The sequence below is a fragment of the Streptococcus sp. Z556 genome (assembly GCF_053010225.1).
Genome location: NZ_JBRKNU010000001.1, coordinates 37925 through 54782, shown reverse-complemented (window position 1 = coordinate 54782; position 16858 = coordinate 37925). Strand labels below are relative to the sequence as shown.

At 43.4% G+C, this 16858-nt stretch carries 8 protein-coding genes and 1 other RNA gene; 2 read left to right on the top strand and 7 right to left on the bottom strand.

Translation table 11 applies throughout. The features are described from left to right. Positions 1-6 precede the first annotated feature (6 nt). The 6 genes from gndA to ACVC7S_RS00150 all read right to left on the bottom strand — a co-directional run bounded on the left by gndA (position 7) and on the right by ACVC7S_RS00150 (position 5537). Complete coding sequence (gene gndA / locus ACVC7S_RS00175; protein ID WP_447265753.1) at positions 7-1431, bottom strand: NADP-dependent phosphogluconate dehydrogenase; 1425 nt, start codon at positions 1429-1431, stop codon at positions 7-9. Between the two features lie 75 nt (positions 1432-1506). Then, positions 1507-2946 carry a cell division site-positioning protein MapZ gene (mapZ, locus tag ACVC7S_RS00170; RefSeq protein ID WP_447265752.1) on the bottom strand — a complete coding sequence of 480 codons (1440 nt, stop codon included), beginning with the start codon at positions 2944-2946 and terminating at the stop codon, positions 1507-1509. 12 nt (positions 2947-2958) lie between these two features. Beyond that, complete coding sequence (locus ACVC7S_RS00165; RefSeq protein WP_447265751.1) at positions 2959-4116, bottom strand: THUMP domain-containing class I SAM-dependent RNA methyltransferase; 1158 nt, start codon at positions 4114-4116, stop codon at positions 2959-2961. 84 nt (positions 4117-4200) lie between these two features. After that, an RNA gene (gene rnpB / locus ACVC7S_RS00160) (RNase P RNA component class B) lies at positions 4201-4582 on the bottom strand. Positions 4583-4610: 28 nt separating this feature from the next. After that, positions 4611-4940: a cell division regulator GpsB gene (gene gpsB, locus ACVC7S_RS00155; protein WP_000146521.1), complete on the bottom strand. Its 330-nt coding sequence runs from the start codon at positions 4938-4940 to the stop codon at positions 4611-4613. Between the two features lie 69 nt (positions 4941-5009). Continuing rightward, the gene (locus tag ACVC7S_RS00150; RefSeq protein ID WP_096408281.1) at positions 5010-5537 is read right to left on the bottom strand and encodes a DUF1273 domain-containing protein; all 528 of its coding nucleotides are present in this window, start codon (positions 5535-5537) and stop codon (positions 5010-5012) included. Between the two features lie 67 nt (positions 5538-5604). Here ACVC7S_RS00150 and recU point away from each other — a divergent pair, with 67 nt between their 5' ends. Further along, positions 5605-6201 (top strand): Holliday junction resolvase RecU, encoded by a 597-nt coding sequence (gene recU, locus ACVC7S_RS00145; protein ID WP_000248765.1) that lies wholly within the window; start codon positions 5605-5607, stop codon positions 6199-6201. Next, positions 6198-8351: a penicillin-binding protein PBP1A gene (gene pbp1a, locus ACVC7S_RS00140; protein WP_447265750.1), complete on the top strand. Its 2154-nt coding sequence runs from the start codon at positions 6198-6200 to the stop codon at positions 8349-8351. The genes recU and pbp1a overlap by 4 nt, the downstream gene beginning before the upstream one ends. 171 nt (positions 8352-8522) lie before the next feature. Here the strand turns inward: pbp1a and ACVC7S_RS00135 are convergent, their stop codons facing one another. Further along, positions 8523-16778, bottom strand: a complete 8256-nt coding sequence (locus tag ACVC7S_RS00135; RefSeq protein WP_447265749.1) for an SIALI-17 repeat-containing surface protein — start codon at positions 16776-16778, stop codon at positions 8523-8525. Positions 16779-16858: the final 80 nt, after the last annotated feature.

Below are 16858 nucleotides of genomic sequence, written 5' to 3'. Positions count from 1 at the left end.
ACCTACTTATTTTTCGTCATACCAAGAGTAGTGGAAGGTTCCTTCTTTGTCTTTACGTTGGTAAGTGTGGGCACCAAAGTAATCACGTTGCGCTTGGATCAAGTTAGCTGGAAGGTCAGCTGAACGGTAGCTATCAAAGTAAGTAATAGCTGCTGAGAAGGTTGGCACTGGCACACCAGCTTGAACCGCAAGAGCTACGATATCACGCACTGCTTGTTGGTACTGAGCAGTGACATCCAAGAAGTACTCATCCAAGAGAAGGTTGGCAAGATCTGCATCACGGTTGTAAGCATCTGTGATCTTTTGCAAGAAACGAGAACGGATGATACAGCCATCACGCCAGATAGATGCGATGTCTGCAAATGGCAAGTTCCAGTTGTTTTCTTTAGAAGCCACACGCAATTGGGCAAAACCTTGTGCGTATGAGATAATTTTTGAGAAGTAAAGGGCTTGACGGATCTTTTCAATCAACTCAGCCTTGTCTCCTTCAAACTTGAAGGCAGCTGGTTTTGGAAGCACCTTGCTAGCATGTACACGCTCTTCTTTGTATGTAGAGATGTAGCGAGCAAATACTGACTCAGTGATAAGTGACAATGGCACACCAAGGTCAAGTGATGATTGGCTAGTCCATTTACCAGTTCCCTTATTACCTGCGGCATCAAGGATGTAGTCTACGATTGGTCCAGCTTGACCTTCATCGTCTTTGCGTCCAAGAATATCAGCTGTGATTTCAATCAAGTAGCTATCCAATTCACCCTTGTTCCACTCAGTAAAGATTTCAGCCATATCTTCTGCAGAAAGACCGAGCAAGTGTTGCATGAGGTCATAGCTTTCTGCGATCAATTGCATGTCACCATACTCGATACCGTTGTGGACCATTTTCACATAGTGACCAGCTCCATCAGGACCGATGTAAGTCACACATGGTTTGCCATCTTCTGGTGCTTTAGCTGAGATTTCTTCGAGAACATCAGCAACCAATTCGTAGGCTTCTTTTTGTCCACCTGGCATGATAGAAGGACCTTCAAGGGCACCTTTTTCACCACCAGAAACCCCAGTACCGATAAAGTTGATGCCTGAGTTAGCCAACTCTTCGTTACGACGGATGGTATCTTTGTAGAAAGTGTTTCCTCCGTCGATCAAGATATCACCCTTGTCAAGGTGTGGAAGAAGGGCTTGGATAGTTGCGTCTGTACCAGGTCCAGCTTGAACCATGAGCATGATACGACGAGGTTTTTCGATTGAGTTTACAAAGCTTTCCACGTCATAGCTTGGTACAAAGTTCTTTTCAGGATGGCAAGCAATCACATCTTCTGTTTTTTCTTTACTACGGTTGTAAATGGCAACTGTATAGCCACGAGATTCGATATTTAGGGCAAGGTTACGACCCATCACGGCCATACCTACGACACCAAAGTTAGCTTTTGTCATGTGACACTCCTCTTGTTTAATATGTTTTATTTTATCATTTTTACCTATGAAAGGAAAGAATTTTGTAACGGTCTCCTAGTAGTCCAAGTCGTCAGCGTGACCAGAACCATTCCCTACAAAGTAACCCGTCTTACAGTTGAGGGTGAAAAGATAGGTTCCATCTGGTTTGTAGAGGTTGTAATAACCATTTCCGTTTACGATATTGACCCGTTCTAGGATATATTGGTTGCCAGTGATATAACCGCGAGCACGTGATGTTGCTAGGATTTGTTCCAAAACACCATCCGCAAACGTCCAAGCAGGGTTGTTGCTATCGTCTACAGCTGTTTGGTTGTACGGTACACGACTAGCACTTCTTTGAAGGTTGACACCATCGCTAGACAAACCACCATTCGTTTCTCTAGCTGGTGCTGTGGTACTTGTTGAAGGCGTCGTGCTGCTCGCATTGCTTTCTGTAGCTGAACTTGAACTTGCTTGACTAGAGCTTGAACTTGAACTTGAAGCACTTGTTTGTTGGCTCTTACCGAGGCTAATAGCTTTATCCAAGAGCTTGTCTAATTCTGTGTTACCTGTTTTGATTTCTGTAAACTTAGCGTCTGCTTTAGCTTTCGCATTGGTATCCAAGACACCGTCAGTGATTGCCGGACTTTCAAAGAGGGCATTGACATCTTGGATGGCCTTGATTTGAGTTGCTAAACTATCGTATTTTGACTTAGCTAATGTATGATTACGACTACCTTCTAACTTATCTAGCAAGGTTTTCAGTTGACTCAACTTATCGAACTGGCTATTTTTCAAAGCTGTCTTATTTTCATCTGTATAAAAGGCATCATAGAGCGTATTAAACTCTTGCAAGTCGGTTTGCGATTCCTGATTGCTTGAAGATGATTGAGAAGCCTGAATTTCTTGATTTGAACGAGATACTTGTCGGTAGACATAATACGTTCCAGCAAGAACAAGAATTGCAGCCACCACTGAGGCAATGATGATGACACCTTTCTTCTTAGAGCCTTTCTCAGGCTCTGCCTGAGCCGAGCGTGATAGAGGAACAATCACTTCTTCCTCTTCTAGACTTTCTGTCTCTTCTTCTGTTGATGTGTTGGTTAATACAAGTGGTTCCAGTTCTTCATTTTCTTCATCTAGAGGAGACAGAACAACACTAGCAGCCTCCGTTTCCTCTGTATCGCCAGAAACTTCCTCCGTAACAAGATGTGTTTCTTCAACTTCTTCAGAAGCCTCGCTAGATTCTCGCACTTCTTGAATCATGTCTTCTAAACTTTGAGTGGAAGCTAGTTCTTCTTTTTTAAACTGACGAGTTTCAAACTTGTCAGCTTCAATCTCTTCACGGTGTTGTTTGATGTATTTGTCCAAGATATTGTCCTCAGGCAATACTCCTGCCTCCACCTCTTCATTCTTACGAATCACTTGACCAACAGTCAAATCTTTTGCTTCATCAAAGTCAAATTTGGGTTCTTGATGTCCTTTTTTATGACGATCACGTCTTTTCTTACTCATGAGTTCACCTTTCTATTTTACCTCCTGACGTTTCACACGCTGACCAAAGTATTGATATAAATCCACTTTTAAGGTCCCGTTATACAGTTTTCGTTTTTTATCAGCTGGTCTTCCGTACTTACTTTCAAAAGCTTCATCACTGGTCAGGATAAATTTACTCCAGGTTTTCAGTGGCGCAAATACTTGTCCCATCTCAGCATATAGCTTGGTAACTCCTGCATCATCAGACAAACGCTCACCATATGGCGGATTGGAGATGATGACACCATTTACCTTGTCCGAGCGCAAGTCTTGTACCCGCATTTGTTTAAAGGTGATATCACCTGCCACACCTGCTGCTTGGGCATTGGCTTTGGCAATTTCCACCATACGAGCGTCTATATCACAGCCCATGATATCCAGTTCCAGTTCACGGTCAATTTTCTTGGCAGCATCCGTACGCACTTCTTGAATTAACCGATCGCTGACCCAGTTCCATTCTTCAAAAGCAAAGGAACGGCGAAGACCAGGGGCCATCTTCTTAGCTATCATAGCCGCCTCGATACAGAAGGTTCCTGAACCGCAGGTTGGATCAATCAAAGGCTTGTCTGGATACCAGTTTGAGAGTTGTAAAATGGCTGCTGCCATGTTTTCTTTGATAGGAGCTCCACCCTTTTCCGTACGATAACCACGTTTAAAAAGGCTAGAACCTGTCGTGTCAATCATGACAGTTGCCACATCTTTCAGGATAGATACCTCAATCTTAAACTCGGGACCAGTTTCCATCAAGGGAACACCTTCTGGACGGGCATAGTGTTTTTGCAGTTTCTTGACAACGGCCTTCTTGGAAATAGCCTGAACACTGGGCTCGTTATGGAGTTTAGACTTCACACATTTTGCCTTTGATATCGGGAAACGTGCACCTAGCGGGAGATAGTTTTCCCAATCTAGAGCAAAAACTCCTTGAAAGAGCTCTTCAAAGGTCTTTGCAGGGAAGTTTCCAACTACAATCTTGATGCGATCCGCTGCACGAAGCCAAAGATTGGTCTCAATGATTGCCCGCACATCACCGTGGAAACGAACACGGCCGTTTTCAACCTGGCAATCATAGCCTAGTTCTCGCACCTCACGTCCAACGACAGCCTCAAGACCCGCTGCAGCAGTTGCGATTAAATTAAATTCTTTTTTCATTTTACAGTCTTGTAAGACCTTTCTTTTGTTCACTTTAAAAAATGAGGTTGAGAAAGATTTCTCAGCCCCAACCTATATGCAATTTTCTATAAGCCATGTTTTGTTCCAGAAGTGACTAGGACCACTTCCTTCGATAATCATCTGTCTACCACTAACAGCATCTAGCTACTAGCAGTCAGAGTACTACGTTCGTTTCCGTGCACTCCATGCCCCGACCAAAATTTGGGTTGCTAGCTTGAGGGGTTTACCGCGTTCCACTCTCTCCGTTTCCAGAGAGACTCCGTCACTGTGGCACTTTCAAGCCTAATCTGACTTATCCGAAGACTTAGCCATTTCGGCTGCCGTAACGATCTCTCGTCCCTAGGCTTATGGTTTCGCCTAGCACAAACACTACAGGCATCACAGCCTGTGCTAGCATGGACTTTCCTCATGAAAAGAGAATCTCTTCACGCGATTATCCAAAAATTGCATTTATGCACTTGATAGACACTCAATTATACATCTTCGTTGTCTAAAATTTGTTTACCAAACACTTCTTTTTCGAGTCTATTCAATCGTTTCAAGATATCAAAGTTTGTCATCGAGGTAGAAGCGGTAACTTCGATAGAATCAGGCTGAGTTGGAACTGACTGTGGTTTACGAGACAATTCGTCCTTCAAATCCGCTATCTCTTGACGAAGAGATTTGACCAAAGCTGCATAAGTCTCATAATCCTTAATCACATCATCAAGGAATTCATCCACTTCTGCTTTGCTATATCCACGAACTTCACGTCCGAAGTCTTGTTCAAAAATATCTTTCGCTGAAAATATAATACTTGCCATGTCTCTCTCCATTCTGGGTTACTAGTATTATTATATAAAAAAAGACAAGTAAAAATCAAGGTCAAAGCCTTACTTTTCGGAAAAATTTTCTACTATTTCATTCAAGTCCTCAAATGTTAATCGTCTTGTAACATAGTCCGCTTGATTTTTCATCATTTGGTAAAAATATCGTAACTTGGTTTCCTTTTCTTCGTCGTAAAAAAGATAACAAGTATCTGTATTCTCCAGCAGAAATTTCTGATAATCACGCAGTTGCCCCTTGTGCTCATATTGTGGATAGGCATATTTGACGAAGTCAACCTGCTTAAACTCACTCAATTTGGCTTGATTTGCTTCATTCCAATTACTGCCATGGGTTTCAAAATCAAAAATGGTCGCCAATTGAAATCCATAGTCTTCTTTCATTTCTTTAGCTACTTGAAGCACCCAGTATTCAAAACCCAGAGTCCCTGTAAAGACAAGCCAGGTCACCCCTTCCTCTGCTAGACCTTCCAAGTCTCTACCAATGGCTTTTTTGATAATGTCAATACGAATATCCTTGTCATTAAAGAGACCAAGGTCGAAGGCAGAATAGCCTAAAATCAAGGCTGTATGCATTTTTTCATCCTTTCTGTATACTTTTATGGTATAATAGAGTGATGTTATTGTACCAATAAGGAGAATTATGGTCAACTATCCACATAAAATTTCATCACAAAAAAGACAACCATCCCTTTCAAAAACTAAAAATTTCGCAAATCGGGGGATGTCCTTTGAAAAGATGATCAATGCTACGAACGACTACTACTTGTCGCATGGGCTGGCTGTTATCCACAAGAAACCGACTCCCATCCAAATCGTACGTGTCGATTATCCCCAAAGAAGTCGAGCCAAGATCGTTGAAGCCTACTTCAGACAGGCCTCAACAACAGACTATTCGGGGGTTTATGATGGATACTACATCGACTTTGAAGCAAAGGAAACTAGGCAGAAACATGCGATTCCGATGAAGAATTTTCATCTCCATCAGATCCAACACATGGAACAAGTCCTTGCCCAACAAGGGATCTGCTTTGTACTCCTTCACTTTTCTTCTCAGCAAGAAACCTACTTATTGCCGGCCATTGACTTGATTCGTTTCTATCATCAAGATATGGGACAAAAGTCAATGCCACTTGGATATATTCAAGAAAATGGATATAGGATTGAGCCTGGTGCCTTTCCTCAGATTCCCTATCTCGATATTATCAAAGAACATTTACTGGGTGGTAAAACAAGATGAACAAACAATTTTTCCTGCGAATAGCTAAGTATGTCAGTATCTGTCTCTTAACTGTATTTATCGCAGCAGTTGTGCTAGGCGGGGGACTCTTCCTCTACTATGTCAGCAAGGCTCCGGCCCTATCTGAAAGTAAACTAGTCGCTACAACGTCTAGCAAGATCTATGACAAAAACGATGAACTCATTGCCGATCTTGGATCAGAACGTCGGGTCAATGCGCAAGCAAACGAAATCCCTACTGAGTTGGTTAATGCCATCGTCTCAATTGAAGACCATCGTTTCTTTAATCACCGTGGGGTTGATACTATTCGTATCCTCGGTGCCACTCTACGAAATCTTCGTGGTGGTGGAGGCCTTCAGGGAGCTTCAACCTTAACGCAGCAGCTGATTAAATTAACTTATTTCTCTACATCAACGTCGGACCAGACCCTTTCACGTAAGGCTCAAGAAGCTTGGCTGGCCGTTCAACTAGAACAAAAAGCAACTAAGCAAGAAATCCTGACCTACTACATCAACAAGGTCTACATGTCAAACGGTAACTATGGTATGCAAACTGCTGCCCAAAATTACTATGGCAAGGACCTCAAAGATTTGAGTATCCCGCAGTTGGCTCTCCTTGCCGGAATGCCTCAGGCGCCAAATCAGTATGATCCATACTCACATCCAGAAGCGGCTCAAGAACGACGCAATCTCGTCCTCTCTGAGATGAAGGGACAAGGTTACATTTCAGCTGAGCAGTATGAAAAAGCAATCAATACTCCAATTACGGACGGACTTCAAAGTCTAAAATCGGCTAATAGTTATCCTCCACACATGGACAACTATCTCAAAGAGGTAATCGATCAAGTCGAACAAGAAACAGGCTACAATCTCTTAACGACTGGTATGGATGTCTACACCAACGTTGATCCTAAAGTTCAACAACATCTCTGGGATATCTACAATACTGACGAGTATGTCAACTATCCAGATGATGAAATGCAAGTGGCATCAACAATCGTTGATGTGACAAACGGGAAAGTCATTGCCCAATTAGGTTCTCGTCACCAATCAAGCAATGTTTCTTTTGGAATCAATCAAGCTGTTGAAACCAACCGAGACTGGGGATCAACGATGAAGCCAATCACAGATTATGCACCTGCTTTGGAGTACGATATCTATGATTCAACTGCTTCAATTGTTCACGATGTTCCTTACAATTATCCTGGAACAGACACTCCCGTCTACAACTGGGATAGAAGTTACTTTGGAAATATTACCATCCAATATGCGCTCCAACAATCACGAAATGTTACAGCCGTAGAAACCTTGAATAAAGTTGGTTTAGACAGAGCCAAAACCTTCCTAAATGGACTTGGTATTGACTATCCAGATATGCACTATGCAAATGCCATTTCAAGTAATACAACTGAATCTAATAAAAAGTATGGAGCAAGTAGCGAAAAGATGGCTGCTGCTTACGCAGCTTTTGCTAACGGTGGTATCTACCGCAAGCCGATGTATATCAACAAAATTGTCTTCAGTGATGGCAGTTCAAAAGAATTCTCTGATCCTGGTACTCGTGCCATGAAAGAGACAACAGCCTATATGATGACGGATATGATGAAAACTGTCTTGTCATACGGAACTGGTCGTGGCGCTTATCTCCCTTGGCTACCTCAAGCCGGTAAAACTGGTACATCAAACTACACGGATGATGAGATTGAAAACTACGTCAAGAACACTGGTTATGTAGCTCCTGACGAATTGTTTGTTGGCTATACCCGTAAATATTCAATGGCCGTTTGGACTGGTTACTCGAACCGCCTGACTCCTATTGTTGGTGATGGCTTCTATGTTGCTGCTAAGGTTTACCGTTCGATGATGACTTATCTATCTGAAGATGATCATCCTGGCGACTGGACTATGCCAGAAGGACTCTACAGAGGTGGAGAATTTGTCTTTAAAAAAGGTGCACGTCCTGCTTGGACTGCTCCTGCTCCTCAGCAAAGTCCAACACCTGAAAGCTCTAGCTCAACTTCAGAGAGTTCTAGTACACAAGCAAGTACAACAACTCCAAATTCAGGTACAAGCGAGAACAATACGCAACAACCGAATACCACTCCTGGTCAACAAAACCAGAACCAGAACCCGCAACCAGCACAACCATAAAATATGATCCACCCAAAATTGGGTGGATTTTTTTCATACCATACAAACTTTCTTTTTTATTAAATTCGAAAAACCTGAGAAAAAATCTTCTCAGGTTTTTCTATTCTATAAACCTCACTATTATTGATTTAGAGAATATACTCTTAGTCAATCTTAGAAGGTTTTATAATCCTAATCTTTCTTCGTTTTTGCTACAAAGAGAGCAGATAGGGCTAGGCTAACTCCTGCTAGGAAGAGGGTTGTGTCAGATTGACTCTCACCAGTTGCTGGCAAGCTTTGTTCAGCTGTTTCTCGGTTCGTCACTTCTTGTTTTAGATCCGGTGCCGGTTTCTTACCTTCATCTGAAGCAAGTGAGCTAAGTTTAAACTCAGGTTTCTCTACTGTTGGAGCAGCTTGGTCGCCTACTGTCGCTACTGGGCCTGTGTATTCTGGCAATTCATGCACTAGAGCCATCACTGCATTGACACCGCCCTTGAACTCAGGTTTCTCTACTGTCGGAGCAGCTTGGTCACCTACTGTCGCTACTGGACCTGTGTACTCTGGAAGTTCATGTACTAGAGCTTCAACTGCATTGACACCGCCCTTGAACTCAGGTTTCTCTACTGTCGGAGCAGCTTGGTCACCTACCGTTGCTACTGGGTCTGTGTACTCTGGAAGTTCATGTACTAGGGCTTCAACTGAATTGACACCGCCTGTGAATTCAGGAACCTCAAGAACAGGTGCTGGCTCTTCGCCCTTACTTGATTGAACAGGTTCTTCTGTTAATTCTTGATGGAAGCTCGCCAATTCATAAAACTCGGCCTTGCCACCTTCCCAGACTAATTTGACGTCTAAAAGAGAGCCGCCATTTCGGATAGCGAAGGTTTGGAGACTAGATGTAATGGCACCGAGGTCTGTCCAACTGTCTTGACCATCCTTGAGTGTTCTAGCAAGAACACGTGCCTTAGCTCCTTCAGGAAGACTGGAAACGAGACGAAGGTGGTTAGCATTGGTCGGCTCAGACAAGTGATAAACCAACTCGCCCTTCTCTTTTTCAGACTTATAGCTAGTCAAGACTTTTCCGTCTACAAGATTATTATAAAGGTTGCCTTGGCTTTCTCCACCACTTCCTTCTACTGTTGGATCATTGATTGGTTTGACAAATTCACCATCGTTGATGACCAATTCTGTAAAGCCTACAAAACGGGCATCATAGTCTGCCGTATAGAGGACACGGAGATAGTTGGCTTTGACTGGTGTCGTCAATTCGCCCTCGATGTAGCGATTTCCTGGCATCTTAGAATCATGTGTCCAACCATCTGTCAATGAATCATCGTGTGTGCTATTGGCCACACCATCTCCTACTGTAACGACATCAGTCCAAGTTTTACCGTCTTGGCTGACTTGAATTTTACCATCACGAAGATAGTTTTGCGTTCCGTCTTGGATATAGGCTCTAATCTTCTTGATAGTGCGTTCGCTGCCAAGTTTCAAGGTCACATGACCATCTTTACGAGCATAGTCTGAAAACTCAACGAAGTTGTTGTAAACACCATCAAATAATTGATCTAGGTTGTTCAGTTTACGAACATCATTGCTACCATATGCTGGGTGAATTCCCATTGAAGTTGATTCCAATTTTGTTGGTTGCACTTCTTTAGTCGTCACAAGAAGAGAAGTTGCTGTAATAGCTTGTTCCTGATCTGTTTTGTTGACCAGACGCACATAACGTACTAAGTGGCTTGCTGCAGATCTGTCTGTCAACTGGCTAGCTGGCAGCCATTCTTGAGCGTTTGCAGAGTACTCAAGGCTAAGAGCTGGGTTGGCTTGGCCTTGGAGCTGGATGCTCTTGACCTGATGGATACGGTCGAGTTTCATACCTAGATAGCTATTTGCAGGAAGTTTGGTTCCAGCTGGAATTTGAAGCTCATAATGTCCCAAACTATCCACTACCGGCGTTTCCTTCAAGGCATCGACGTTGGTGTCCGTCAACTCACTGTTTCCAGAGCGTGTCTCAACAGAGAAGTCTTGGATACGCCACCAGAGGTCGAGCGCCTTAGTATTGCGTACTCGGATGTAACGAGCATTGATTGCTCTAGTCACTTCCTTGGTTTGCTCACCTGACAAGCGATCGAGTTCCTGCCAAGTAGTACCGTCTGTAGAATACTCAAGCACACCTGCTGCAAGTTTATCACCCGTTCCTTGGCGAAGTCGTACTTTAGTGACTGACTTGACTTCACCGAGGTCCAGTTGTGCCCAGGCATCTACTGGAGTGGTATTACTACCGTCAGCATTTGCCATCATGGCTTCTGTATTGTCCTTGCCATCAGTGATTTGACGGGCTGAGGTATTTAGTTTGTAAACTAAGTTTGAACTTAGACTAACTGTCGTTGCTTGTTGGCTACGAGCTTTTTCAACTGGACGGTTAACTGCAATTTCCTGAACTGCAAACCAGGTATTTTCACGATCTGCTGTCGCAATCATACGAACTGCTTTGGCCTTGATAGTGAGATTTTCAAACTTAAGAAGGGATTCATTTCCGACATAGCTTGGCTCTTTCAAGGTTACCCAGTTGTCATTTTCATCTTGATACTGCACTTCTGCCTTACTAAAGGTATCACGTGGATTTGCCTGCGTTCCCATAGCAAAGGTCAAGGTTTGGATTGATACCGGCTTGTTGAACTTCATACCAATATAATCACCTGTCTTGATGCTGTTTGGTGATTTAATAATCGCATGGGTTGCCAAGTCGCCATCCGTTACTTCTGCCAAACCACCTTCTACACCTGTTCGATTGGTGATAAAGGTGCTGATGATTTGGTCTGGATGCAAGACTTTTTGAACTTCAGATGCTAGAACTTCCTTCAAGGATAGGATAAATGGACGAATATGTTGAACACCCAATTCAGCTTTTTCCATATGGTCTACATAGTGGAAGGTGTGAGTTTGAGACTGTTCATACAATTTCAATCCTTTATAGTAGCTATCCCAGAGTTTGGCTGCATCGTTTGTAGCCATGGCTTCAGTTCCTGTAAGGAAGGCATCGAGAGCATTCATTTGGTCGATTGCATTATCCAACCAATAGTGGATTTGGGCAACCATTTTTTTATCGCCTGATGCTTTATAGAGTTCAGCTGCTTCTTTAATCTTGGCAAATTCTGCACGCAAGGCTGCACGTTCTGCAGTCACATCCTGACCTGCTTTGAGTTTGGTCATGAAGTCTGTTAATTTTGGAGCCAAATCTACAGATTCTTCTAGTTTGACGACACGATTATCCATGTTTTGGTTGATCATGTGCTTACCAAGTTCGCGGAAGGCTGCTGATACCTTGCTATCTTCAAAATGACCATTTTCTACAAAGTTGAAGGCAATGTCATTGATTTTCTTAGCTTCTTCTTCTGATTTCCACTGTTTCCATGAGTATTGAGCTCCTGAAAAGAGGGCTATCTTAGATGGTTCAGACTGTTGCATTGGGTTCAACATGATACCAGATAGCAAGCTTGGATCCACATTTGGATGAAGGAATTTCTCACCACCGCCTAGAATCAAGTGTTGTTTAGAGTTGTCTGTTACCGGCCAGTTAATCCAAAGTGAAACTGGGCGATAGGTCTTGCCACCTGCGGATAGATTGTTCTTGAGAGTGGAAAGGAAGCTTTCAGAGACTTCACCCCAAATCTTACCACCCGTCAAGGTCATGGATGCTGAACTTGGGAGATTTTCATTGAGGGATTTCAACTCATCTTCACGTCCATTACCCCAATACTGACCAGGAACAAAGATCATTTCTTTACGAAGACCGCTGTAAGTTCCCTGCATTTCAGTCAACCAATCCGTCATATCTTTCATCAAGCGGTTGTAGCTATTGTAGCCTCCGACTGGGCTCGGTGCATCATCTGCTAGAATACCAAACTCACGGACACCCACTTTCATCAACTGGGTAAATTTAGCCTTGATGGTTGCCAAATCTTCTTGGTAATGCGCTTCATTTCCAAAACGGATACGGTTGTTCATGAATGGGTGGATGGTCCAGACATAGCGGGTTTTACTTTGATTTCCGACACGAGCAAGTTCATGAATTTCAGCTAATTTTTCTTCTGGATAGAGTTCTCGCCATTTCTTGTTGTGGTATGGATCATCTTTTGGTGCAAAGAAGTATTGGTTCAATTTCAAATCGCCACCAAAACGCATGAGTTCTGCACGATCTGCGTTAGACCATGGATTTCCATAGTAACCTTCGATGAAACCACGGTTCTTGAGCTCTGCGTAATCTTCTACTGTCACATTGCGAAGGACTGGAACTTGACTTTCCTTGAGCATGTGTTTCAAGGTTGTCAAACCATAGAAGACCGCATCTGTGTCTTTTCCGACGATGGAAATCGAGTTATCCTTAATCGTCAAGGCATAGGCATCAATCTTATCAAAGAGGCCTGCTGAAACGTTAGACAAGTTTTGTTCTGCTTGTGAACCTTGTCCATGCACTCCAAGATAGATATTGGTTGCACCAGCGATTGCCGCCTTACCAGTTGTATAAGATACTTGATTGTCCTGCAAGACACTCTTCAAACGATTGCGAGTATAGATATCGAGTTGATCGCCCATAACCAGATTGACTTGCTTACGAAGAGCCGTAACACCTTCGCCATAGGTCACTTTTTGTGGCGTTGGGAAGACCTTGTACTCTTTCTTAAGATAGTCATTGCTCTTGCTAGCAGCTGCAATGCTGTCTTCGCTAGCTGGTTTGCTTGCAGTGAATTGATCCGCCAATTCAACTGTTCCATCACCAGTTTGGTCTACTTTTGGTTTTTCAGGAGTAGATGGTGGTTGAGGCTGGCTTGGTTCAGGTGTTTCTTGTCCTTCTTTGGCAGGTTTCAATAGATGAACTTCAGCTGCACTTGCAAAACCACCAACGCCTTCCAATACTTTTAACTCAATCTTGTTGGTATGTACCGCCGCAAAGTTGACTGTTTTTTCTTGGGCGTTGTTGTCCCAGCTTCCTTCTGAAACCTTGACCATTTGGCCATCTTTTTGTGCGTAGATTTCGTAGCGGGTAACGACACCATTTCCACCACCAGGACGTGGGAGATAAGTCAAGCCATTGACTTTTTCTGCTTCTTTCAAGGTCATAGTAAGAGTGTATGGCGCAGTGTCACCAGTCCACTTAGTATGCCAGAAGGTATTTGGATCATTGTCAAAGGCCTTTTCAACAGCGCCTTCAGTCGCATTTCCTGGAAGTTGCTGACTGCTTGCGGTTGCTGTAATCTTATCATTCGAAATCAAACGAGGATTTACAAATGGTTTGTCTGACAACTCTGCACTATGCAGAATTCCTTTGAAGCCACCGATGCTTTCAAGTGGTAGAACCAAGCTATTGTGGGCAAAGCGAGGGTAGGCTGGATTTGCGATACGCTCAATCTTCTCACCATCCACATAGACTTCAGTTGATTGTGGTTTGGTCACAATAGAGATTTGATAACGTTTGTTCTTCTCAAGTTTTTTCTTGAACTGGATATGGAACTGTTCAAACTGGTAAGCAAGGTAGCCGTCTTTATCAGCTAGATAGATACGGTTGTCACCACTTGTTGAGAAGGTTTGTTCCCCATCTCCAGTAACAGTCACATCAAACTTCAAGACGTGACTTGGACCAACATCACCTGCCAAGCCTTCGATACTGCTGTCTTTCTCAAAAGCCAACCCCTGCTCGCTTGTCTTCACTTTCTTGCTTGCATAGTTCTTGACTGTTTCAGAATTGATGGTAAACAAATCACTTTGATTAATCGCTCTATCAGGATTTGACTGTGGTGCATAAGGGCTAGTTGGTAGGGTACGTTCTGCAAAGGTCGCAGCCGCACGATCAGATCCCCAAGTACGTTCTGCAGTAGTTTGCATGCTCTTGAAGAAGCGTTTAAAGATATCATAAGAGGTCAAACCTGTCTCATGAAGGTCGATATTGTCATTCCAAACTGCGTGCCCACCACCAATAATACTTGGATGAGAAGCTGCTAGAAGCGGACCTCCACCTGTTCTGAAATCATTCGGTGTCCAGCTATTGTACTGACGTTCGTAGTTGGCATAGTCCCCATAGGCTGCTTGACTATTGCTTCCACTTGGTACACTATATGTAGGTACATCCGTGATGTTGATAATCTTAGCTCCCTGAGCAATGGCTTCATTTGGTCGTTGCCAATGAATACTCCAAATATCAACTTCTACTCCGTTCCAATCAACAGGAGTGTTCCCACGTTTCGCACTGAGCGAGCCCCAGATACGAGGGGTATAGCCTTTTCCTTTAATGTATTTGATAAGGTCATTGACATAGCGACGGTAACTTTCTCTGCTACCATAGTATTCGTCCGTTCCGATATGAACAGTGGATACACCATGCAAAGGGGCATCTGGGCCATCTAGGAGTTTGTCATAGACGGATTTGACAAATTTAAGAGTTTCTTCATACTTAGTATCCAAGTCTAGCATGGCAACTCGTTCGACATTGTGCTTGCCTGCATAATCGCTCAGGCTACCTTGATACATGAGGTCTGGGCGAACTTTGACAAAGGACAAGGCATGACCTGGTGTGTCAATTTCCGGCACTAGGTTGATATGCAAGGCCTTGGCCAATTTAATCAGGTTTTGCATTTCTTCCTTGGTATAATGCTCATCTGATGTTAATTTTTGACCATTCTTACCGACAATATCTGTCTCCAAACGGAAACCAGTCTTGGCATGTTCAAGTACATACTTGAGTTGTTCTTCTGGACTTAAATTCTTACCTGCCAAGTGTTCCTTAAGGAAGATATAGTTATCATTAAGGTGCAACTGCAAGTCGTTCATCTTGTAGTAGGCCATGTTTAGCATGATGTCTACAAGGGTGTCATAAGGGATAAATTTACGACCTGTATCTAGCATAAAGCCACGGTGGCTGAAACTTGGGAAATCACGAATTTCGCCATTTTGTAGGTCTGTTTCTCCCATTTGAAGAAGCGTACGAGTTGCGTAGAAGGCTCCTGTGTTTGTTGCAGCTTCGATGGTAATCACATCATCTTGGATAGTGATGCCATAGCCTTCCTTACCGTAACCCTTGTTTTCAACCTTTTTAAATTCGATTCGTTTTTGAGCCTGTTTGTCACCTGTTGCCAGTTCCAATCCACGGCTTGCAAGGTCTGACTGGTAGAAGGTTGCAGCCTGATCAAAGCCTGAATCTCCTGTCGCAAGAACTGTATCTGAAGTGATAGAAGATTGACCTTCTTTCCCATACCATTGTTGAACAGCTGGTGCTACTTTTGGTTTCACACCCACACCCTCGTCCTGATGTAGACCCTTGATGACTACTTCAAATTCCTTAGTGAAAGTATGGCTGTCTTTGATTTGCTGCACCATAACCTTAACGCGTTGATCTGTCAGAGGTTTATGGATACGATTTTGAAGGTCAATTACACCTTGTTTGTTGCTTCCGATGAGACTGACTTTCCCTGGTAGACTAGGCAAGACAAGAGACTGTCCGTCTTCTGCTACTGTTAGTTCTGTTACTTGGCGGATATCCGTTACCTTACTATGGTCCGGAACGTTAGAATAAGCTCGAATTTCTTGGATTCCAACGTTTCTCCAGCCCATTGTCCCCGCTTGGTAATCATTGATCTCCAATTTGAGATACTTAGCTTGGATACTGTCAGCCAGGTCTACTTTCTCGTCTAAAACTGGATCTCCAGTTTTGGTATGAGCTAGTTTCCATTGTTTTTCTCCATTAGCGCCCACGTCTTCTTGACCTGCGTAGTAGAGACTCCAAGATTTGATATTGGGGTCATTTTGCCCATTACGAAGACGACGATCCCAATCAATTTCTACATGTTTGATCAAGGTAGTCTTTGGCAGAGTTAGTTCAAAAGTTGGTTTTGGTACATCTTTGTCTGTAGCCCAACGAGTATTGTCATCTCCGTCGATGGCCTTATCCGCAGTAAAGTTGGTACCAGTCTCATGGTTGCTCGCCTGAGCAGTAGCACCTTCGAGATGGTTGACATCTTCTCTATCTTCGATTGGCTTTTCAGCTGGTTTTGGTGCGGGCGTAGCAGTTTCAGCTGGTTTATTGTCTGCCTTTGGTGTTTCAACCGGTTTCGGCGTTTCTGCTGGCTTAGGACTTGCAGGACTTGTCTCTGGTTTTGCCTCTTCACTTGTTGCAGGATTGCTTCCTTCGTCAGTCGCTGGAGTCTCTTCATGACTTGCTTCTGTTGCAGCTTCCGCATTCGCCTTTTCAAGCGCAGCGGCTAAATCATCAGGTAACTTATCCAGTGCTTGAACATGGGTGATGCTTCCCTCTGTTTCTGAAGGCGCTGCTGTTTCTGCCGCCTGAACCATATTGGCACCAAAGATACTAGCACCAATCATAACGGAGGCTGCACCGATTGCAAATTTTCTTATACTATAGTGACAGCGTTTCTCAAAAAAATGTCTATCCATCTTTCTCCTATTCCTTTCATCCGCGTACATGAGTAAGCGGTATCATTTCTCCTTTGAAAAAGGAGAGAACCTAGAGGTCC

Excerpts from the sequence above, each read along its gene's own strand:
- gndA (WP_447265753.1), bottom strand. The coding sequence starts at position 1,431 with ATGACAAAAGCTAACTTTGGTGTCGTAGGTATGGCCGTGATGGGTCGT.
- mapZ (WP_447265752.1), bottom strand. The coding sequence starts at position 2,946 with ATGAGTAAGAAAAGACGTGATCGTCATAAAAAAGGACATCAAGAACCC.
- ACVC7S_RS00165 (WP_447265751.1), bottom strand. The coding sequence starts at position 4,116 with ATGAAAAAAGAATTTAATTTAATCGCAACTGCTGCAGCGGGTCTTGAG.
- gpsB (WP_000146521.1), bottom strand. The coding sequence starts at position 4,940 with ATGGCAAGTATTATATTTTCAGCGAAAGATATTTTTGAACAAGACTTC.
- ACVC7S_RS00150 (WP_096408281.1), bottom strand. The coding sequence starts at position 5,537 with ATGCATACAGCCTTGATTTTAGGCTATTCTGCCTTCGACCTTGGTCTC.
- recU (WP_000248765.1), top strand. The coding sequence starts at position 5,605 with ATGGTCAACTATCCACATAAAATTTCATCACAAAAAAGACAACCATCC.
- pbp1a (WP_447265750.1), top strand. The coding sequence starts at position 6,198 with ATGAACAAACAATTTTTCCTGCGAATAGCTAAGTATGTCAGTATCTGT.
- ACVC7S_RS00135 (WP_447265749.1), bottom strand. The coding sequence starts at position 16,778 with ATGGATAGACATTTTTTTGAGAAACGCTGTCACTATAGTATAAGAAAA.